The organism is Gammaproteobacteria bacterium (genome assembly GCA_013003425.1).
Lineage (GTDB): Bacteria > Pseudomonadota > Gammaproteobacteria > Steroidobacterales > JABDKV01 > JABDJB01.
Window position 1 is genome coordinate 24,084 of record JABDJB010000012.1, and the last position, 20,057, is coordinate 44,140.

Annotated in this window: 18 protein-coding genes; 8 read left to right on the forward strand and 10 right to left on the reverse strand. The window is 61.3% G+C overall.

The genetic code is table 11. The features are described from left to right. Positions 1 to 255: 255 nt before the first annotated feature. Positions 256 to 1,050, forward strand: coding sequence for an MOSC domain-containing protein (locus tag HKN06_02170; GenBank protein NNF60116.1), 795 nt, complete (start codon positions 256 to 258; stop codon positions 1,048 to 1,050). Between the two features lie 39 nt (positions 1,051 to 1,089). Here HKN06_02170 and mnmE read toward each other — a convergent pair whose 3' ends face one another. The 6 genes from mnmE to rpmH form a co-directional block, all read right to left on the reverse strand. Then, positions 1,090 to 2,427 (reverse strand): tRNA uridine-5-carboxymethylaminomethyl(34) synthesis GTPase MnmE, encoded by a 1,338-nt coding sequence (mnmE, locus tag HKN06_02175; protein NNF60117.1) that lies wholly within the window; start codon positions 2,425 to 2,427, stop codon positions 1,090 to 1,092. A gap of 80 nt (positions 2,428 to 2,507) precedes the next feature. Beyond that, positions 2,508 to 3,572, reverse strand: coding sequence for a hypothetical protein (locus tag HKN06_02180; GenBank protein NNF60118.1), 1,065 nt, complete (start codon positions 3,570 to 3,572; stop codon positions 2,508 to 2,510). Positions 3,573 to 3,931: 359 nt separating this feature from the next. Further along, positions 3,932 to 5,587, reverse strand: a complete 1,656-nt coding sequence (yidC, locus tag HKN06_02185) for a membrane protein insertase YidC (protein NNF60119.1) — start codon at positions 5,585 to 5,587, stop codon at positions 3,932 to 3,934. Then, positions 5,580 to 5,810 (reverse strand): membrane protein insertion efficiency factor YidD, encoded by a 231-nt coding sequence (gene yidD / locus HKN06_02190; protein NNF60120.1) that lies wholly within the window; start codon positions 5,808 to 5,810, stop codon positions 5,580 to 5,582. The genes yidC and yidD overlap by 8 nt, the downstream gene beginning before the upstream one ends. Next, a complete protein-coding gene (gene rnpA / locus HKN06_02195; GenBank protein ID NNF60121.1) occupies positions 5,786 to 6,130 on the reverse strand; it encodes a ribonuclease P protein component in 345 nt (114 codons plus the stop codon). The genes yidD and rnpA overlap by 25 nt, the downstream gene beginning before the upstream one ends. Positions 6,131 to 6,183: 53 nt before the next feature. Next, positions 6,184 to 6,318: a 50S ribosomal protein L34 gene (rpmH, locus tag HKN06_02200; GenBank protein NNF60122.1), complete on the reverse strand. Its 135-nt coding sequence runs from the start codon at positions 6,316 to 6,318 to the stop codon at positions 6,184 to 6,186. Positions 6,319 to 6,508: 190 nt separating this feature from the next. Here rpmH and dnaA point away from each other — a divergent pair, with 190 nt between their 5' ends. From dnaA to HKN06_02230, 6 genes are all read left to right on the forward strand, one after another. After that, positions 6,509 to 7,837: a chromosomal replication initiator protein DnaA gene (gene dnaA / locus HKN06_02205; protein NNF60123.1), complete on the forward strand. Its 1,329-nt coding sequence runs from the start codon at positions 6,509 to 6,511 to the stop codon at positions 7,835 to 7,837. Positions 7,838 to 8,037: 200 nt separating this feature from the next. After that, the gene (gene dnaN, locus HKN06_02210; GenBank protein NNF60124.1) at positions 8,038 to 9,135 is read left to right on the forward strand and encodes a DNA polymerase III subunit beta; all 1,098 of its coding nucleotides are present in this window, start codon (positions 8,038 to 8,040) and stop codon (positions 9,133 to 9,135) included. Between the two features lie 7 nt (positions 9,136 to 9,142). After that, positions 9,143 to 10,210: a DNA replication/repair protein RecF gene (recF, locus tag HKN06_02215; protein NNF60125.1), complete on the forward strand. Its 1,068-nt coding sequence runs from the start codon at positions 9,143 to 9,145 to the stop codon at positions 10,208 to 10,210. Positions 10,211 to 10,368: 158 nt separating this feature from the next. Further along, a complete protein-coding gene (gene gyrB, locus HKN06_02220; protein NNF60126.1) occupies positions 10,369 to 12,774 on the forward strand; it encodes a DNA topoisomerase (ATP-hydrolyzing) subunit B in 2,406 nt (801 codons plus the stop codon). Between the two features lie 4 nt (positions 12,775 to 12,778). Continuing rightward, positions 12,779 to 13,216, forward strand: a complete 438-nt coding sequence (locus tag HKN06_02225; protein NNF60127.1) for a hypothetical protein — start codon at positions 12,779 to 12,781, stop codon at positions 13,214 to 13,216. Between the two features lie 107 nt (positions 13,217 to 13,323). Then, positions 13,324 to 13,986 (forward strand): hypothetical protein, encoded by a 663-nt coding sequence (locus tag HKN06_02230; GenBank protein ID NNF60128.1) that lies wholly within the window; start codon positions 13,324 to 13,326, stop codon positions 13,984 to 13,986. Positions 13,987 to 14,004: 18 nt separating this feature from the next. Here the strand turns inward: HKN06_02230 and HKN06_02235 are convergent, their stop codons facing one another. From HKN06_02235 to glyQ, 4 genes are read right to left on the reverse strand one after another with little or no spacing between them, the layout of a single operon-like run. Continuing rightward, positions 14,005 to 14,751: a 1-acyl-sn-glycerol-3-phosphate acyltransferase gene (locus HKN06_02235; GenBank protein NNF60129.1), complete on the reverse strand. Its 747-nt coding sequence runs from the start codon at positions 14,749 to 14,751 to the stop codon at positions 14,005 to 14,007. Beyond that, positions 14,751 to 15,302, reverse strand: a complete 552-nt coding sequence (gene gmhB / locus HKN06_02240; protein ID NNF60130.1) for a D-glycero-beta-D-manno-heptose 1,7-bisphosphate 7-phosphatase — start codon at positions 15,300 to 15,302, stop codon at positions 14,751 to 14,753. The genes HKN06_02235 and gmhB overlap by 1 nt, the downstream gene beginning before the upstream one ends. Further along, positions 15,299 to 17,383, reverse strand: coding sequence for a glycine--tRNA ligase subunit beta (locus HKN06_02245; protein NNF60131.1), 2,085 nt, complete (start codon positions 17,381 to 17,383; stop codon positions 15,299 to 15,301). The genes gmhB and HKN06_02245 overlap by 4 nt, the downstream gene beginning before the upstream one ends. Positions 17,384 to 17,400: 17 nt before the next feature. Then, positions 17,401 to 18,312, reverse strand: a complete 912-nt coding sequence (gene glyQ, locus HKN06_02250; GenBank protein ID NNF60132.1) for a glycine--tRNA ligase subunit alpha — start codon at positions 18,310 to 18,312, stop codon at positions 17,401 to 17,403. A 237-nt stretch (positions 18,313 to 18,549) separates the two neighbouring features. Here glyQ and glnA point away from each other — a divergent pair, with 237 nt between their 5' ends. Next, positions 18,550 to 19,959: a glutamate--ammonia ligase gene (gene glnA, locus HKN06_02255; protein NNF60133.1), complete on the forward strand. Its 1,410-nt coding sequence runs from the start codon at positions 18,550 to 18,552 to the stop codon at positions 19,957 to 19,959. Positions 19,960 to 20,057 lie beyond the last annotated feature (98 nt).

Here is a 20,057-nt window from a genome sequence, read left to right on the forward strand (position 1 = left end):
GCGGCACCTTGCCGCGACTACTTTGCGACGGCCATGTCTCGTGGGAGCGGCATCTTGCCGCGACTACTTTGCGACGGCCATGTCTCGCGGGAGCGGCATCTTGCCGCGACTACTTTGCGACGGCCATGTCTCGTGGGAGCGGCATCTTGCCGCGACTACTTGCGACCATGTCTCGCGGGAGCGGCATCTTGCCGCGACTACTAGCGACTGTCATTCTGAAAGGCGGCCCCGCGTGATCCAAGCTAGAATGCGCCCATGGCCACACTGTCACGCATTTTTGTTTACCCGATCAAGTCGACCGCGCCGGTCGAGCTGGTCACGGCAAACGTCGAGGCCGAGGGGCTGCAACACGACCGGCGCTACGTAGTGACCGATGCGAGGGGGCGCTTTTTTACAGCGCGCCGTTTTCCGCGGCTGGTGCTGGTTCGCAGCGAAATTGATGGTGATGGTTTGATTGTCTCGGCACCCGGTACCGGCGATCTGCAACTTGCGCCCGCTGATTTCCCGTCGCAGTACGATCCGATCACGGTGTGGAAAGATACCGTGCAGGGCCAGCGCTGCGGCCCGCAGGCCGACGCCTGGTTCAGTGATTACCTGGGACTCGAGGCCCGACTTTATTTCATGGGCGAAAAATCACGCCGGCTGTCTCGCGCTGGCGGCGTGGTCAGCTATGCCGACGCAGCGCCGCTGCTGGTGCTGTCGGAAAACTCTGTCGCCGATCTGAACACCCGGCTCGTAAAAAAGGTGCGCATGCGTAACTTCCGTCCCAACCTCGTGGTAAGCGGCTGCGAGGCCTGCGCCGAAGATTCCTTTGGCGATTTCACCATCGGCGATGTTGCATTCGAGTCGCTGTGGCAATGCTCGCGCTGTGTGCTGACTACCATCGACCCGGATACCGCCGAAGTCGATGCAAACCGCCAGCCACTGGCCACACTGATGGACTACCGGCGCCGTAACAACGACGAGTGCGTCTTCGGCATGAACGTTGCCGCTACTGGCGTTGGTACCGTTCACGTCGGGCAGGAAATCGTTCTCAGCCAAACCAGGTAGGGAACAGTATATGTATGCATATACATCTACTGTCCCCATTCATTTGCCGATACAGAACGAGTTGAAGATGCGTCCCAGCAGGTCATCGCTGGAAACTTCACCGGTGATCTCGCCCAGCGCCTGCTGCGCCAGCCGCAGCTCTTCGGCCAGCAGTTCGCCGGCGCGCGCCTGTTCGAGCTGGTCGCGCCCTGCCTGCACATGCTGCCGTGCACGTGCCAGAGCATCCAGATGGCGTCGCCGCGCCATCAACACGCCGCTCTCGCCGGCGTTGTAACCCATGCACTGCTGCAGGTGTTGTCTCAGTTCATTGAAACCGGTGCCGGTTAATGCCGAGATACGCAGTATTGGCTGGCCATCCGTCACGTTAGCCGGTGCGCCGGCTTCCGCCAGATCCATCTTGTTGAGCACTACGGTCACCGGTACGTCCGGCGGCAGCGGGTGACGCGGCATTTCGCCGGTTGTGGCATCGACCACCAGCAGCACCCGGTCGGCGCCGGCCATTTCGCTGCGCGCGCGGCGCACACCCTCCTGTTCCACGCGGTCCGCGGTGTCACGCAGACCCGCGGTATCAACGATATGCAGTGGCAACCCGTCAAGACTGATGTGTTCGCGCAGTACATCGCGCGTAGTGCCGGGCACATCGGTGACGATGGCGGCGTCATAACCGGCGAGTCGATTGAGCAGGCTCGACTTGCCGGCATTGGGTGCGCCAACGATGACAACCGACATACCGTCGCGCAGCAAAGCACCCTGCCGCGCGCTGGCCGCCAGCAGTTCGAACATCTGCCCGATAGCATCGAGACGGCTGGTGACCTGGTCATCGGCAAGAAAATCGATTTCTTCTTCGGGAAAATCGATCGCTGCCTCGACGTACACACGAAGTTCGGTTATTGCCTCGGTCAGCGCGCCGACGCGTTGCGACAACTCGCCAACGAGTGACCGCGCCGCGGCGCGCGCCGCATCGATCGAGCCGCTGTCAATCAGGTCGGCGATCGCTTCGGCCTGTGCCAGGTCCAGGCGGTCATTGAGAAACGCCCGTTCGGAAAACTCGCCCGGCCGCGCCGCCCGCGCGCCAAGCTGCAGCGTGCGCTGCAGGATCAGGTCCATTACGACCGGACCGCCGTGGCCGTGCAACTCGAGCACGTCTTCGCCGGTAAACGTGTCGGGCGCAGGCATCCACAGCACAATGCCTTCATCGATGGCGTCACCGCGGGCATCGTTGAAATGCGACAGCACCGCCCGCCGCGATTGTGGCAACTGCGGCAACATTGACAGGGCGATCGCTTTGGCATCCGGGCCGGATACGCGCACGATACCAACGCCGCCACGACCGGGTGGCGTGGCAATCGCGGCAATAGTCTCTTCTGTGTGTTTCACGGAGGCCAATAATGGCCCATTTCGGCGGTGACCGTCGCCACTGATTCGGCGCTAGCGCAGTACCAGCCGGACCTTGTGCTTTATGGCGCTGCCTCGCGGAAGGTCACATCGACTGCGTTTGGCGGTACCGCACCATCGGTCTGCATCTCGAACTCAAAGCAGCCGGCGGTGGGAACATTGATACTTCCGTTTAGCGGGAACGTACAGCCGAAAAGCGGGGCCGCCGTCGGCGTGTCTGCGACCAGCGGCGTAGGGGTGCAGTACTCAATTGACCAGTCGTTATCAGCAATCTTCCACTCGAAGTCGCCTGGGTTGGCTTCAAAACGGGCCACGTATAGCCCGCCGCCCTGATCAGAAAACCTGTTGCTGTCACTCGCGCCCCAGTCGTTGATCAGTCCGCCGCGAAAGAACATTGGCAGGCCGGCGAAATCTCCATTGGCCCCGACAGGTTCCGGCGTTAAGCACGCCCCGCAAATAATGCCCTGCCCGGGGCCCGGTGGCTGCAGAAAGAACCCCCGCACGATGGACAGGTCGAGCAGGTCAGTCTGACCGTCGCCATTGTTGTCGGTATCAAGGTCACCGGGCGACAGGAAATTCTGCCTGTAGACGGCGAGGTCCTGCAGATCGACCATGCAGTCATTGGGGGTTGCAACGTCCGCATCGCAGGCATTACCCAGTCCATCGAGATCCGTGTCGCGCTGGTTGGCGTTGGCCACCAGGGTGCAGTTATCGGTATCGTCGTTGATTTGGTCAAGATCGCTGTCGGCTGCGGCATGGATCCCATCCAGCTGCAGCGTCGACACCATGCTGTCGCCAGTCCACGCGGGGCTGACCGCGGACAGAATGCGCAGCTGGACGACGTTGTCGAGCACGGTTGCCAGGCCGTCGCCGCCGCCCTTACATGAGTTACCCGTTACCTCGGTCATCGTCGACGGGTCCAGCAAAAAACTGATGGACTGGAGGCCGTTCGGGCCAGGTTGATTTGGTGGCAGGACTGCAGGCTCGGCGGATGCAAAGCACGTCGATCCATTGGTAATACCAACCCGCAGGTACAGGGTTTCGGTGGCACTGGCATTGGCGGCCTGAAACTCGATCTTGTTGACAGCGGCAGCATTGTAGTCACCAATCCACGCGCTTTCGTTCAACACTGCCTGGCGCGAACCAGGGCCAAAACCGCCGCCCGAATCGTTGCTGAGACAGCATGTGTTCAGCGCCCCACAGCCAGAAACCGCAACAGGGGGGTTAGGCGAACCTGCTCCCTCGAACCAAAAGTCGGTGGCGCATCCCTCAAAGTCGTCGAGTTGTCCCAGTTGAATCTGGCCGCCGGCCGCGGCCGCTAGAAGAACAAGGACCGCACAGACGAGCGGTCGGGTCCGAACGCATATATTCATTTTTTTCGCCTGCGGAACGCGGCACCCCAGCTACAACTTATATAAAGTTATAGCAGACAGGCGCTGCCTTCGTTATCGAGACGGGGTTTCGCCGCAGTGCAGCGACGGGCGGGTCAGCCTTCGCGTTCGATGACGCTATTGATGTGCCACTGCTGCGCGACCGACAGCACGGTGTTGACGAACCAGTAAAGGACAAGGCCCGCGGGGAAGAAGGCGAAGAACACTGTCATGACGATCGGCAGGATCTGGGCCACGCGTGCCTGCACCGGGTCGGGTGGCGCGGGATTGAGACGCTGCTGCAACATCATTGCCGCGCCCATCAACAGCGGCAGGATAAAAAACGGGTCACGTACCGACAGGTCGTCAATCCAGCCGATCCATGGCGCCTGGCGCAGCTCGACGCTTTCAATCAGCACCCAGTACAACGCCAGGAATACCGGCATCTGGATCAGGATAGGCAGGCAGCCGGACATCGGGTTGGCGCCCTCGCTCTTGTACAGCTCCATCATCGCCTGGCTGAGCTTCTGGCGATCGTCCTTGTAGCGTTCCTGCATGGCCTTCAGCCGCGGCTGCAGCTTGCGCATTTTTGCCATTGAGCGGCCGCTGGTCTCGGTGAGCTTGTAGAACACCAGCTTGATCAGGATGGTGAGCAATATGATTGCCCAGCCCCAGTTACCGACGAAGCTGTGGATCTTGTGCAGCAACCAGAACAACGGCTCCGAGAAAATCGCGAGGGCGCCGTAGTCCACTGTCTTTGCCAGCTTTGGCCCGGCCAGCTTCAGCTGCTCCTGGATTTTCGGCCCGACGAAAAGTGCGTGGCGGAATTCTGTTGCCTCACCCGGCGCGGCCTGTTGCACTTCGCCGACGGCGCTCAACAGCGCAACGTCGCCCGACTGCAGCCGGCTGCGGTAGTGCACCTGCTCCTGCGCCGGCGGTATCACGGCGGTAACGAAGTGATGCTGGATTGACGCCATCCAGCCGCCAGTCAGCCGCGCGTCTACCGGTCTTTTGCGCAGGTCCTTCAGCTTCAGCTTGTCGTATTTTTCACCATCGAACAGCACCGGCCCGGTGAACGAGTAGCTGTCGACATTGAAAAAAGATCGTTCCGGCGGCCGCAGCTGGCGCTTGATTTGCGAATACGCGGCGCCGCTCCACGCTGTTGTGCCGGCGGTAACGCGATGGGTCAGGCCGACCTGGTAGCTACCACGGCTGAACTCGTAAATTTTCTCTACACGGTGGCCGTCCTGCTGCCAGTTCAGCACGACCTGCAGCTCGTCCGCTGCATCATCAAGCCGGTACTCGTCCTGCACGGTGCTGTACACGGCCCGATGATCCGGCGCGGCCGCATCCTGGCTGAGCAGGCCCGACTGCAGCAAATAAACTTCGCCGCCGCTGTTGTCCAGCAACGTGATCAGGTTGCCGGGCTGATCCTTGCGCACCGGGTAGTCGAGCAAGGTTGCGGCCACCAGGTCGCCACCGGCCAGCTCGATTTCCAGGTCCAGCACATCGGTAACCACCCGCACCCGCTGGCCGCGTGGCGCGACCGTTTCTGCCACAGACAATGCCGGTCGTTCGCCCTGTTCCGTTTCGGTGACAGACAGCGACGGCAAATCGCTTTCCGCCGGTGCGGCCGGCACGCTCTCGTCAGCCGCTGTCTCGGCTGCCGCCGGTGGCTGGCGTTGTGGGCCGTAGTCTTTCATCCACGCGTCCCACAGCAGGAAACAGATCAGCCCGAAACTGATCCACAAAAGCAGGCGCGGGTTATCCATGGTGGTGCTCGACGTCCGGCACCGGATCGATTCCGCCCGGGTGCCACGGGTGGCAACGACCAATGCGCCGCAGGCTCAGCCAGCCGCCGTGCATTACGCCGTGGCGACGCACGGCCTGCTCCGCATAGCTCGAGCAGCTCGGGTAGAACCGGCAGCGCGGACCCAGCAGCGGGCTGACCGCCAGTCGGTACGCGCGTATCAGGAAGAGGCAGACGGCGCGCATTTTTCGCTGATCCTGTTCCAGTGAGCGGCCAGACTGCTGGCTACTTTTTGACCATCGTGCCGGCTGACGCCCGGGCGGGCAATGACCACGATATCCGTGCCCGGCAGCGCGTGCTGGTTGAGACGAAAGCTTTCGCGCACGCGGCGTTTCAGCCGGTGTCGCCGGACGGCATTGCCGGCAGCCTTTTTCGAGACTGCCAGGCCAAGTCGCGGGTAGGTGTGGTCGTTGGGAAGGGCGAGCACGGTAAACAACGCATCCGTCGATCGTGATGAACAATTTTTGAACACCCGGTCGAAGTCCTCACGGGTGGCGAGTCGCATGCGATCAGGGAACGCGAACCGGCGCACGCGCTGTCACGGGCCGACGCAGCCCCTCAGGGGCTCAGCCGCTTGCGGCCCTTGGCCCGGCGGCGTGCCAGGATCTGCCGTCCCGCTTTGGTCGCCATGCGGGCACGGAAGCCATGAGTCCGTTTGCGGCGCAGGTTGCTCGGTTGGTAAGTGCGTTTCATTTTCGTGCGCCCTACTACGTATCAAAAACTTGCGGCTGCACTGCCGCAAAGAGCCCGGAAGGTTACGCGCGGGCCCTCAGCCATGTCAACCATTTTAGACAATTCTGCGCTGTGGAATCGGGCCATAGACGGGTATACACTCGGTCCCCTTCCTCGCAATAACTCAATCACCGCTTTTTGGGGGCGTCTACTGGTGCAAGAGTCTGTCTGGAGCCGTTGCGTAGAGCGGCTCGAAGGTGAACTGTCCGCGCAACAATTTAACAAGCTGGTGCGTCCACTGCATGCGGTCGAGGAGGGTTCCACACTGAAACTCCTCGCGCCAAACCGCTTCATTGTCGACTCTGTCACCGAGCAGTTGCTCGACCATATTTCGGAAGTCGTTCGCGACGAATGCGCCGTGCCCGATCAGCATGTCGTGCTCGAGGTCGCACGCCGCGCCGAGCAGTTCAGCCAGCCGCAAAGTTTCGCCGCGCCGCAACCGGAGCGCACGGTGATCGGTGGTCGGCTTAACCCCGAGTTCACGTTCGAAAAGTTTGTTGAGGGCAAGAGCAACCAGCTGGCGCGGGCCGCTGCCCGCCAGGTCGCCGAGAACCCCGGCGTTGCCTATAACCCGCTGTTTATCTACGGCGGAACGGGCCTGGGCAAGACCCACCTGATGCACGCCGTCGGCGACCAGATGCTCAAAACCGGTCGTGGTTCGGGTGGTGTTGCGTACGTTCATTCCGAGCGTTTTGTTGGCGATATGGTCAGGGCATTGCGGCGAAACACGATCAATGAATTCAAGCGGGCCTATCGCAGTCTTGACGCATTGCTGATTGATGACATCCAGTTTTTTGCCGGTAAGGATCGCTCGCAGGAAGAGTTTTTCCACACGTTCAATGCGCTGCTGGAAGGCCAGCAACAAGTGATCCTGACCTGCGACCGTTACCCGAAAGAAGTTGATGGCCTGGAGGAGCGTTTGAAGTCGCGCTTCGGCTGGGGCCTGACCGTGTCGATTGATCCGCCGGAGCTTGAGACCTGCGTTGCAATTCTCAAGAGCAAGGCGTTGTCGATGGAGGTCAACCTGCCCGACGAAGTCGCGTTCTTCGTGGCCAAGCGGGTGCGCTCGAATGTGCGCGAACTGGAGGGCGCGCTGCGGCGCGTAGTGGCCAATTCGCGCTTCACCGGCCGGCCGATTACGCTCGATTTCGCCAAGGAGGCATTGCGGGATCTCCTGGCACTGCAGGAAAAACTCGTAACTATCGATAACATCAAGAAAACCGTTGCCGAGTACTACAAGATTCGTGTGGCTGACCTGCTGTCCAAACGCCGCAGCCGGTCTATTACCCGGCCACGCCAGGTTGCCATGGCCTTGTCAAAGGAATTGACTAACCATAGCCTTCCGGAAATTGGCGACGCTTTTGGCGGCCGTGACCACACAACGGTGCTGCACGCGTGCCGAAAAATTCGCGAGTTACGCGAGACGGAACTGCGCATCGGTGAGGATTACCTCAACCTGTTGAGAACCCTTACCGGCTAGTGTGGATAAGTGGTGGAGGAATAAAAGCTGCACAGTTCATCCACAGACAGTACCGCGTGGAACAGGTCCTGGGTTCCATGGTTGAAAGACAGGTAACTCACTGATATACAAAGAGAAACAGGAACTTATCCCCAGCCAGAGTGGGGGCTAATAATTACAGGTTTTATTTAGTAAATAAAGATTTATTACGGGGGCTCCCGATGAAATTCTCCGCCCAGCGCGAAACGCTGCTGAAGCCTCTCCAGGCCGTCGCCGGTGTTGTCGAACGCCGGCAAACCATGCCGATCCTGGCCAACTTTCTGCTGGTGGCCAGGGACAACCAGCTGTCCGCCACAGCGACGGACCTGGAAGTTGAGCTGGTCGCCACGATCGATCTCGATGTGGCCAGCCCGGGCGAAATCACCGTGCCCGGTCGCAAGCTGCTCGACATCTGCCGGGCGTTGCCGGAAGGCGCCAAGGTCGATGTTTCGACGAAGGGCGACCGGCTGGTTGTGCAGTCCGGCCGCAGCCGGTTTACGCTTTCGACGCTGGGCGCGGCAGACTTTCCGGCCATCGAGGACATCGAGCCGCAGCAGACCCTGAAGCTGAGCCAGGCCGACTGCAAAAAGTTGCTGGAAAAAACGCACTTTGCGATGGCCCACCAGGACGTGCGCTACTACCTCAACGGCCTGTTGCTGGACGTCAGCGACAGCTGGGTGCGCGCGGTGGCAACCGACGGCCACCGGCTGGCGCTGTGTGAGATGCCGCTCGACGGGCAGAAACCCAGCCCGCAGCAGGTCATCGTGCCGCGCAAGGGCGTGCTGGAGCTGCAGCGGCTGTTGTCCGGCGAGGGCGACGTCGATATCGCCATCGGTGCCAATCACGTTCGCATCGAGCTGGCCGGCATCCGGTTTACCTCCAAGCTGGTGGATGGTCGCTTCCCGGAATACGACCGGGTCATCCCGGCCAATCCGCGCTTCAACCTGCTGGCCGACTGCGGTGACCTGAAGCACGCCCTGCAGCGGGCGGCGATCCTGTCGAACGAAAAATATCGCGGCATCCGCTTCGGGCTGGCTGACAGCCTGCTTCGCATCCAGGCGCATAACCCGGAACAGGAAGAAGCCGAAGAGGAAATGGAAGTTGACTACCACGGCGATGCCATGGAAATCGGTTTCAATGTCAATTACCTGCTGGACGCCCTGAGCAGCGTGGATTCCGACAAGGCGGAAGTCCTGCTGACAGATGCCAACAGCAGCTGCCTGATTCAGGAACCCGGCATGGAAAACTGCAAATACGTCGTGATGCCGATGCGGCTCTAGGCCGACAGTGCCCGGCAGCCTGGAACGGCTGCAGGTTGACGACTTTCGTTGCCTGCAGCATATCGAGCTGGAAGCTGCACCGGGCATCAACCTGATCACCGGAAAAAACGCCTCGGGCAAGACCAGCTTGCTCGAGGCGATTTTCGTTCTGGGTCGCGGCCGGTCCTTCCGCACAGCCCAGCGCCAGCGGCTGATCCGCGAGGGCAGCGACTATTACCAGGTGCTCGGCGATATCTCGGCCGGGGGCAGGCCCTGCCGGATCGGGATCAGGGCAGACCGCGGAGAACAGCAAATCCATATCGGTGGCCGGCCCGCCGGCAGCGTGGCCGAACTCGGCCAGGTGCTGCCGGTCGAGGCAATCGACCCGGAAGTCCACAAGCTGGTGGAAGAGGGCCCGGAGCGACGCCGGCGCTTTCTCGACTGGGGAGCGTTTCACGTGGATCAATCGTTTCTGCCGACCTGGCAGCGGTATCGCCGGGCGCTGCGACAGCGTAACGCCCTGCTGGCTGCCGGGGCACCCGGCCAGCTGGGGGCCTGGGAGGAGGAGCTGGCAGGCAGCGGGGAGGCCCTGACGGAGATACGGCGGCGGTTCCTGCAGCAGCTGGCCGAACCCGTCGCGCGATTTGGCCGGCAATTACTGGATTCGGAGATTCGCATCGATTTTCGCCCCGGGTGGAGCGGTGACCGCGGGCTGGCCGAAATGCTGGAGCAGGACCGGGAGCGGGACCTGGCCATGGGACGGACTCTCGCCGGGCCACAGCGCGCCGAGCTGATCATTCACCTGGACACCGCCCGGGCCCGCTCACGGGTGTCTCGGGGGCAGCAGAAGCTGCTGGCGGCCTGCCTGCTGCTGGCCCAGCTGGAGGTCCTGGCACAAGCCGGTCGCCCCCGGGCCATATTGCTGCTCGACGATCCGGGCGCGGAGCTCGATCGGGAGCGGGTCGCGGCATTACTGGAGGCGCTGAGCGCCCTCGACGTACAGCTTTTCCTGACGGCGCTGGAGCGCGAAAATCTGCCCGATATCGCCGATCGCGTGTTCCACATGGAACAGTTTGAACCACGATTAGTGGTATAATAGGCGATTGTTTTTACACTGACTTTTGCCAGAGCCGGCCTCTTGCTGCATTGCAACAAAAGAGACCGGCGCGGGGGCCCTTCGCAAAGCGAAAAGTATCACCGGTTTCGTGTGCCCACGACCGGCAGTGTGACCATTAAAAAAACCAGGCGGGTGGAATGAGTTACGACTCGAGCAACATCAAAGTCCTCAAGGGACTCGAGGCAGTGCGCAAGCGACCGGGTATGTACATCGGCGACACCGATGATGGCACCGGATTGCATCACATGGTTTTTGAGGTCGTCGATAACTCGATTGACGAAGCGCTGGCCGGACATTGCAGCGGGATCACGGTAACGATTCACGCGGACGAATCAATAACGGTTGTCGATGATGGTCGCGGCATACCGGTAGATGAACACCCGGAAGAAAAACGTTCGGCCGCCGAAGTCATCATGACGGTGCTGCACGCCGGCGGTAAGTTTGATGACAATTCGTACAAGGTTTCCGGCGGGCTGCACGGCGTTGGTGTTTCAGTAGTTAACGCACTGTCCGAACAGCTGGACCTGATTATTCACCGCGACGGCCAGGTGTGGGCACAGGAATACAGCATGGGTACGCCGGCGGGCGACCTCAAGGCAGTCGGCGACACTGATCGCACCGGCACCACCATTCACTTCAAGCCCAGCCAGGAAGTGTTCAGCGACACCCGCTATCACTACGAAATACTGGCAAAGCGACTGCGCGAACTGTCCTTCCTCAATTCCGGTGTTCGCATCGAGCTGATCGATGAGCGCGAGGACAAGCGTGACGTATTCGAGTACCAGGGCGGCATCCGCGCTTTTGTCGAGCATCTCAATCGCAACAAGACTCCAATTCACCAGACAGTGCTGCACTTCATTACCACCCGCGATGACGTGCAGGTCGAAGTGGCGTTGCAGTGGAACGACAGCTACAGCGAATCGATGTATTGCTACACCAACAATATTCCGCAGCGGGATGGCGGCACGCATCTCAGCGGTTTTCGTGCCGCGCTGACCCGCACGCTGAACAACTACATCGAGAAGGAAGGGCTGGCACGCAAGGAAAAGGTCAACACATCCGGTGACGATGCGCGCGAAGGGCTGACCGCCGTGCTCTCGGTGAAAGTACCTGACCCGAAGTTTTCATCGCAGACAAAAGACAAACTGGTCTCGTCCGAAGTGAAGGGGATCGTTGAGGCTGCCGTCGGTGAGCAGCTCGAGGACTTCCTGCTGGAGCATCCGCAGGAAGCAAAATCGGTGGTCGGCAAAATTATCGATGCGGCCCGTGCCCGTGAGGCGGCCCGCAAGGCGCGCGAAATGACGCGGCGCAAGGGGGCGCTCGACATCGCCGGCTTGCCCGGCAAGCTGGCCGATTGCCAGGAGCGCGATCCGGCGCAGTCCGAGCTGTACCTGGTGGAGGGTGACTCGGCCGGCGGTTCGGCCAAGCAGGGTCGCGACCGGCGCACCCAGGCGATCCTGCCGCTGCGCGGCAAGATCCTCAATGTGGAGCGCGCACGCTTCGACAAGATGCTCGCATCCAACGAGGTTGCGACGCTGATTACCGCGTTGGGCTGCGGCATCGGCCGCGAGGACTTTGATGCCGACAAGCTGCGCTACCACCGCATCATCATCATGACCGATGCGGACGTCGACGGCTCGCATATACGCACACTGCTGTTGACGTTTTTCTATCGCCAGATGCCCGAGCTCATCGAGCGTGGCCACATCTATATCGCGCAGCCACCGCTGTACAAGATCAAGAAAGGCCGCCAGGAGCACTACGTCAAAGACGACGCCGAGCTCAATGCCTACCTGCTGACGCTGGCGCTGGATGGCGCGCAGCTGCACGTGACCGCCGATGCACCCGCACTCAAAGGGCCGGCACTGGAAGCACTGGCGCGCAAATACATGGAAGTCGACGCGATCATCCAGCGCTGGTCACGGCGCTACGATGAACGCGTTTTACGCCAGCTGGTACACCTGCCGCGGGTCGGCAGCGAACAGCTTGCCGACCAGGCATGGATGGAGCGCTGGGTGAGCGAGCTGGGCGACCGACTGCAAAGCCCTACCGGTGGTAACGGTACCGCCCGCTACGAGACCGCGCTGGAATGGGGCGACGCAGGTTTTCATATCCAGCTGAGACGGCGTTACCACGGCGTTTATACCGAAAAGCGCATACAAAAAGCGTTTTTTGAATCTGCCGAATACCTGCGTATCGCTGAGCTGGGCGAAGAACTTGCCGACCTGATCGGCGATGGCGCCTATGCGGCGCGTGGCGATAAAAACCTGGCCGTTGCCAGCTTCGATGAAGCAATGGAGTGGCTCATGGCACAGGCGCGCAAGGGCCAGACTATCCAGCGCTACAAGGGCCTCGGCGAAATGAACCCGGGGCAGTTATGGGAAACCACGATGGATCCGAACGTGCGCCTGATGATGCAGGTGCATATCGAAGACGGGTTTGCCGCGGACGAAATCTTCACCACGCTTATGGGCGACCAGGTTGACCCGCGGCGCGAATTTATCGAGCGCAATGCCCTGATGGTTGCGAACCTCGACATCTGACGCCATGCGCAGTGCCTTAGCCGCGTTGATGTTGTTGGCAGCTGTCGGCTGTAGCAGCACGGAGGACGCGGCACCGCTGGCCTGGCTGGCCGGCTGCTGGACCGATGGCACCATCGTGGAACGATGGTCCGTTGCCGGGGACGGCTACCTGTTCGGCTACAGCGTGACCCTGGACGAAGATGGCAAGGTGGCGTTCTTCGAGCAGCTGCGCATCGAGCCCGGTGTTGCAGGTCCCGTTTACCAGGCCTATCCGGGCGGCCGCGGCCCCACCGCGTTTACCACCGTGGAGCAGGGCAGCGGCACGATCACTTTTGCCAACCCCGCCCATGATTACCCGCAGAAAATGTCCTATACCCGCAACGGCGATACGCTGCGGGCAACTATTGCTCTGATGGACGGCAGCCGTCCGGGCCACTGGGATTACCACGCCTGCGCCCGGTGACCAACGCGAAAACGGGCCGGCCCGGCCCGGGTGTTTTCCGAGCAACTTTGTATCATTTAACATCATATTTATTGTACTTCTAAATGCAATTAGGCTAAATTGCACTGATGGATGCAAGAAAGGCCGCCCTTATCGCTGACGTTCGCGGCTCGCGAAAAATCAGTGATTTTGTAGCACTTCGCGACCGCAAGCTGGCTTTTGCTTCGGCCAAACACCTGTCTCTGGGCCTGATCCAGGCTCCGTACGCCGTCACCGTCTGGGATGAATTCCAGACGCTGACAGGCCGTACCGAGGACGTGCCGCACATCATTTTCGACCTGCGCCGCCTGTTCCAGCCGTTGTCACTATGGATCGGGGTCGGCGTCGGCGAGGTGACCGGGTTGCCGGCCGTAACCGGCGGACGGCCACTGTCGGATGTGGCCGGCGGCGAGGCCTTTCTTTCGGCACGCGATGCCATCGACCTGGTCAAGGACCGCTCCGGCAAATACCGACGACTGACTGCTTTCAAATCCGCCGAAGCTGAGCGCGATGAGCTGCTTGGTCACATTTATGGCCTGCACGACACGTTGCTGATGCAGGTCACGCCGACACAGTGGCGCACCATTGACGCTGTGATTGACGTCGGCCAGCAGGACGAAGCAGCGGAAAAACTTGGCGTCAGTGCATCGACCGTTTCACGCAACCTGCGTCGCGCGCATTACTGGCAAATGCTGGAAACACGCAAAGCGGCAGTGAAGATCCTCAGGACGCCGGCACCGCAGCAGCGGTGACAAACGACACCAGGATGCTCAGGCCGCATCCGCTGCTGCCGACCGGTCAGCGTAAGCGGTGCTGATTTGCTGCATTGTTCCCTCGATCCAGGCCTGTGCTTCTTCGTTAATAGCGGCGGGTTCGCGGCCGGCTGTTTCGATTGGCGGACCCACAACCATCCTGATGGTGCCCGGTTTTTTTAGCAGGCTGTGCCGCGGCCAGTAATCACAAGCGTTGTGTGCCACCGGTATGATGCGGCGCTGCGTGTTTTTTGCCAGCAATGCGCCACTCAAACCATAGCGGCGTGTTTTTCCCGGTGCCATCCGGGTGCCCTCGGGAAAAATCATCACCCACACGCCGGCATTCAGTCGCAGCGCACCCCTGGAAACCACCTGCCTGACAGCGGTACTGCGGGCGCCACGGTTTATTCCCACCGGGCGCAGCGCGGCCAGCGCCCAGCCGAATAACGGTAACCAGTACAGCTCGCGCTTCAGCACCCAGGTCTGCTCGGGAAAAACCAGCAGTTCAGCAAAAGTCTCCCACGTTGAGCTGTGCTTGAGATAGACAACGCAGGTACCGTCCGCAGGTATGTTCTCGGCCCCGGTCACCTCGTGGTCGAGACCGCACAGGACGCGCAGCAGCCACAGATTAAGGCGCACCCACCGTACTGCCGCACGATACGAAGCAGAGCGGCCGAACGGCGCTGCCAGCAGCACCCAGACTGCATACGGCACCACCGACAGACTCATCAGAATCGTAAACAGCAGCGAGCGCAGGTACTGCATCACTCTGTCAGCAGCGCATCAACTGCTGCTGCAAGGTCGTCATACACTTCCACATCGTCACGGCGATTCTCCCGCAGCGTGCGCCTGCCATTGCCAGTGCGCACCAGTATTGGCCGCGCTCCGGCTGACTCGGCCGACAGCAAATCACGTTCCGAATCGCCAATCACCGGCACCCCGGCGAGGTTGCGGCGATAACGCGTGGCAATCTGCTGCAGCAGCCCGGGCTTTGGCTTGCGGCAATCGCAGCGGTCATCGGGCACGTGCGGACAAAAATAGATGCCGTCGATTTCGCCGCCATGGGTGGCCAGCTCGCCGCGCATTTTCTGGTGCATCTCGTGCAAATCGCTGATGGAAAACAGCCCGCGTCCGATGCCGGACTGGTTGGTCGCCACACAAACCGTCCAGCCGGCGCGACACAGCCTGCCGATCGCCTCCAGGGCCCGGGGCAGCGCATTCCATTCGCTGGCGCTTTTTACGTAGTCGACTGAGTCACGATTGATCGTACCGTCGCGGTCGAGGATCACGAGTCTGGCGCCACTCGCGCTGCTCATCCGACCTGCAGGCGTGAAAGATCAGCGGTATGCAGGAACAGGCTGCGCAGCTGGCTGAGCAACGCCAGCCGGTTGCGCCGGACCTCTTTGTCCTCAGCCATCACCAGTACGTCGTCAAAGAAGTGGTCCACCGCCGGGCGCAGTGCGGCCAGGCGAGTGAGCGCGTCAGCGTATTTACGGCTGCTCAGCAGCGGCATGACTTCGCCGTGCATTCGTTCCAGCTCGCTGTGCAGAGCTTTTTCTGCCGCTTCGTGCAGCAAGTCAGCCTGTGCGGCCGGCGGGATATCGTCGTCGGCACTGCGCAGGATATTGGCGATTCGCTTGTTCGCCGCTGCCAGCGCTTCGGCCGCATCGAGCTGCGAGAAGCTCCTGACTGCCTGCAGCCGCTGGTGAAAATCCAGCGGGCTGGCCGGCCGCCGTGCAGCGACCGCGTCGAACATCTGCACGGTGATACCGGCATCGGGGTCGTCCAGGTAATAACTGCGCAGTCGTTCGAGCAGCCAGGTATAGATTTCCTCACTCATCGCCTGCCGGTCCGTGTCGACCGGCTGCAAGTCCAGCGCAACATGGATTAGCGCCGGCACGTCGGCATCGTATTGCTTTTCGATCAGCAGCCGCAGCAGGCCCAGCGCGCTGCGCCGCAGGGCAAACGGGTCGCGCGTACCCGTCGGCCGCTGGCCGATCGCAAAGATGCCGGCCAGCGTGTCGAGTTTCTCTGCCGCCGACAGCACCGCACCAGTGGCGGTAGACGGCAGCAAGTCACCGGCAAAACGCGGCAGGTACTGTTCTTCCAGAGCAACGGCGACCTCTTCGGTTTCGCCGTCATGCGTTGCGTAGTAACGGCCCATTGTTCCCTGCAGCGAAGGAAACTCGCCAACCATGTCAGTCAGCAGGTCGCACTTGCCCAGCGTCGCGGCACGCGCACAGAGCTTGCGATCCGCACCCATCGGGTCGGCCAGCACCTGTGTCAGCTGTTCGACGCGGCTGGCCTTGTCCTTCAGGGTGCCGAGTTTTTTCTGGAACACAACGCCGGCCAGCGCTGCAGTGCGTTCGGCCAGCGGCGTGCGCCGGTCGCTGTCCCAGAAGAACGCGGCGTCAGCCAGTCGCGGCCGCACGACACGTTCGTTGCCACTGCGTACCTGGTCGGGGTCTTTGCTTTCGATATTGCTGACCGTCACAAACTCCGGCAGCAGCCCGTCCTTGCCACGAATCGGGAAGTAGCGCTGGTGTGCCTGCAGCGTCTCGATCAGGACTTCTTCGGGCAGCTCCAGAAAGCGCTCGTCAAATGTGGCACTGACAGCGACGGGCCACTCCACCAGCGCGGTTACCTCGTCCAGCAGCGCTGCATCGGAAACCGGCTGGCCGCCCGCCTGCGCCGCGGCCTGCTGCACATCCGTCTCAATGCGCTCACGCCTGACAGAAAAATCCGGCAGCACGTGGCCGCGCTGCTGCAGCTTTTCTGAGTAGTCGGACGGGCGACTGATCTCGATCGCATCGGGCGCATGGAAGCGATGCCCGCGGGTATAACGGTCGCTGTCGAGCTCGAACAGTCTTGCCGGTACTACCTGGCTACCCAGCAGCATCACGATCCAGTGCACCGGCCGCACAAACTCCGCTTCGCGCGCACCCCAGCGCATGCGTTTCGGGATCGGCAGCTTCTCCAGTGCTGTCATGACGATTGCCGGCAGCAGCTTTTCGGCCGGCTGGCCCGTTTCGGTGCCACGATGCATCAGCCAGGCGCCCTTTGCAGTTTCCACCTGCTCCAGGTCGCCAACGCCAACACCGCATTTTCCGGCGAAGGCGAGCGCCGCGCGGGTGGGTTCGCCGGCATCGTCAAAAGCAATCTTTACCGGCGGGCCGCGCGACTCGGTCTTGCGGTCCTCCTGGCGTGCCTGCAGTTTCGCCACCTGAACCGCGAGTCGTCGTGGTGTTGCGAACAGCGCAACGTCACCGTATGCCAGCCCGGCCTCATCGAGCCCGGTACGTATCTGTGTGCCGAACACTTCCGACAGGCGGCGCAATGCCCTGGGGGGCAATTCTTCGGTGCCGATCTCTACCAGGAAATCCTGCGTGTCGCTCATCTGGGCCGGCGCTCCGTTCAGGCAGCTTGCAGCAGCGGGAAGCCGAGCGACTCGCGGCTGGCGTAATACGATTCGGCCACAGACCGTGCCATGGTGCGGACGCGGAGGATGTAACGCTGGCGTTCGGTAACCGATATGGCATGACGTGCGTCAAGCAGGTTGAAAGCATGCGAGGCGAGCATGACCTGCTCGTAAGCAGGTAACGCCAGGCCGGCCTCTATCAGTTTGTTGAACTCAGCCTCGCAGCTGTCAAACCAGCCAAACATGACGTCGACATCCGCGTGCTCGAAGTTGTAAGCGGACATCTCCACTTCGTTCTGGTGAAACACGTCGCCATAGGTCACCTTGCCCTGCGGTCCCTCGGTCCAGACCAGGTCGAAAATGCTTTCGGTCGACTGCAGGTACATCGCCAGCCGCTCCAGTCCATAGGTCAGCTCGCCGGTCACCGGGCGGCAGTCCAGCCCGCCGACCTGCTGGAAGTAGGTGAACTGGGTCACCTCCATGCCGTTGAGCCACACCTCCCAGCCCAGGCCCCACGCTCCCAGCGTGGGCGACTCCCAGTTGTCTTCGACGAAGCGAATGTCGTGCGTCAGCGTGTCAAAACCCAGGGCCCGCAACGAGCCCAGGTACAGCTCCTGGATATCATCCGGTGAGGGTTTCAGCACCACCTGGTACTGATAGTAATGCTGCAGCCGGAAAGGGTTTTCGCCGTAACGGCCGTCGGTCGGACGCCGGCACGGCTGCACATAGGCGGCACGCCACGGCTCCGGCCCGATCGACCGCAGAAACGTCGCCGGGTGAAAGGTCCCGGCACCCATCGGCATATCGTACGGCTGCATGAGCACACAACCATGCCCGGCCCAGTACGCGTTCAGAGCGTCTACCAGGGCCTGAAAAGTCTGCGGAGATGTGCTGGCCGGCTGTTCCATTTCGCGGCGAGTATAGCCTGATAACTCAGATACTTACCAACAGGCCTGCCTCATGCTGGTGCGACGCGCGCAGGCTTTCGCACCAAGGGGGGGCGTCACGGCTGACACTGCGAGCCGAAGCGGTTGATTTACCTCATCGGCATGGCTGGCACAGTTCCTGCAACAATACCGGTATTCCCGGAGCGCCAGAGCGGTGCAGTCGGGCCCGTACCTTTTGTTCCCGTGGAGGGAGAACTTATGAAACCCGCCGACGTAATCGACGCAATCAAGAAAAACGAAATCAATTTTGTAGACCTTCGTTTTACCGATACCCGCGGCAAGGAGCAGCACGTAACGCTGCCGGCCAGCCAGGTGGACGGAGACCTGTTCGAGGAAGGCAAGATGTTCGACGGCTCTTCGATAGCCGGCTGGAAGGGCATCCAGGAGTCCGACATGATCCTGATGCCGGAAGCGGCTTCGGCCGTGCAGGACGTTTTTTCGCAGGAGCCCACGATGGTGCTGCGCTGTGACGTCATCGAGCCTACCACCATGCAGGGCTACGAACGCGACCCGCGCTCGCTGGCCAAGCGTGCCGAGGCCTACCTCAAGTCCACCGGCATTGCCGATGCTGCTTACTTTGGCCCTGAAAACGAGTTTTTTGTTTTTGATGATGTGCGCTGGGGCACCGAGATGAGCGGATCGTTCTATCGCATCGATTCGCAGGAAGCCGGGTGGAACTCGAACAAGGTCTACGATGATGGCAACTTCGGTCATCGCCCGGGCGTGAAGGGCGGGTACTTCCCGGTACCGCCGGTCGATTCACTGCATGACCTGCGCTCCGAGATGTGTCGGGCACTGGAAGAAATGGGGCTGGGCACCGAAGTGCATCACCACGAGGTGGCAACAGCCGGACAGTGCGAGATCGGTGTGGCGTTCAATACGCTGGTAAAGAAAGCCGACGAAGTACAGACGTTGAAATACGTGGTAATGAACGTCGCGCATCATTACGGCAAATCGGCTACGTTCATGCCCAAGCCCGTTGTCGGCGACAACGGTAACGGCATGCATGTGCACCAGTCCCTGGGCAAGAGCGGCGACAACCTGTTCAGCGGCAACGAATATGGCGGCCTGTCGGAAACCGCGCTGTACTACATTGGCGGCGTGCTCAAGCATGCGCGCGCAATCAATGCTTTTGCCAACGCCAGCACCAACAGTTACAAGCGTCTGGTGCCAGGCTTCGAGGCGCCGGTGTTCCTCGCCTATTCGGCACGTAATCGCTCGGCATCGGTACGTATTCCTCACGTGCCAAATCCGAAGGGTCGCCGCATCGAGGTGCGTTTCCCGGATTCCACGGCTAACCCCTACTTTGCGTTTGCAGCAATGATGATGGCCGGCATAGATGGCATTCAGAACCGGATTCATCCGGGCGATGCAATGGACAAGGACCTGTACAACCTGCCGCCGGAAGAAGCGCTCGACATCCCGGAGGTATGTTTCTCGTTTGACGAAGCGTTGGCAGCACTGGACGGCGATCGGGCTTTTCTTACCGCTGGTGGCGTGTTTTCCGATGACGTGATCGATGCCTACATCGAGCTCAAGATCGAGGAGGTCACGCGTCTGCGCATGACCACCCATCCGGTCGAGTTCGATATGTATTACAGCCTGTAAGGGCTGCGCAGTCGGCGGCGTCTGACGGCCTGGCGGGTCCGCGGGCGCCACGCGGCGGGGAAAACCCTGCCTGGGGAGCCGGCCCGTTTGGGCCGGCT

Coding starts and splice junctions, on each gene's coding strand:
- rnpA (NNF60121.1), bottom strand. CDS start 6,130: ATGCGACTCGCCACCCGTGAGGACTTCGACCGGGTGTTCAAAAATTGT.
- dnaN (NNF60124.1), top strand. CDS start 8,038: ATGAAATTCTCCGCCCAGCGCGAAACGCTGCTGAAGCCTCTCCAGGCC.
- yidC (NNF60119.1), bottom strand. CDS start 5,587: ATGGATAACCCGCGCCTGCTTTTGTGGATCAGTTTCGGGCTGATCTGT.
- HKN06_02170 (NNF60116.1), top strand. CDS start 256: ATGGCCACACTGTCACGCATTTTTGTTTACCCGATCAAGTCGACCGCG.
- HKN06_02235 (NNF60129.1), bottom strand. CDS start 14,751: ATGCAGTACCTGCGCTCGCTGCTGTTTACGATTCTGATGAGTCTGTCG.
- gmhB (NNF60130.1), bottom strand. CDS start 15,302: ATGAGCAGCGCGAGTGGCGCCAGACTCGTGATCCTCGACCGCGACGGT.
- gyrB (NNF60126.1), top strand. CDS start 10,369: ATGAGTTACGACTCGAGCAACATCAAAGTCCTCAAGGGACTCGAGGCA.
- yidD (NNF60120.1), bottom strand. CDS start 5,810: ATGCGCGCCGTCTGCCTCTTCCTGATACGCGCGTACCGACTGGCGGTC.
- rpmH (NNF60122.1), bottom strand. CDS start 6,318: ATGAAACGCACTTACCAACCGAGCAACCTGCGCCGCAAACGGACTCAT.
- HKN06_02225 (NNF60127.1), top strand. CDS start 12,779: ATGCGCAGTGCCTTAGCCGCGTTGATGTTGTTGGCAGCTGTCGGCTGT.
- HKN06_02230 (NNF60128.1), top strand. CDS start 13,324: ATGGATGCAAGAAAGGCCGCCCTTATCGCTGACGTTCGCGGCTCGCGA.
- glnA (NNF60133.1), top strand. CDS start 18,550: ATGAAACCCGCCGACGTAATCGACGCAATCAAGAAAAACGAAATCAAT.
- glyQ (NNF60132.1), bottom strand. CDS start 18,312: ATGGAACAGCCGGCCAGCACATCTCCGCAGACTTTTCAGGCCCTGGTA.
- HKN06_02245 (NNF60131.1), bottom strand. CDS start 17,383: ATGAGCGACACGCAGGATTTCCTGGTAGAGATCGGCACCGAAGAATTG.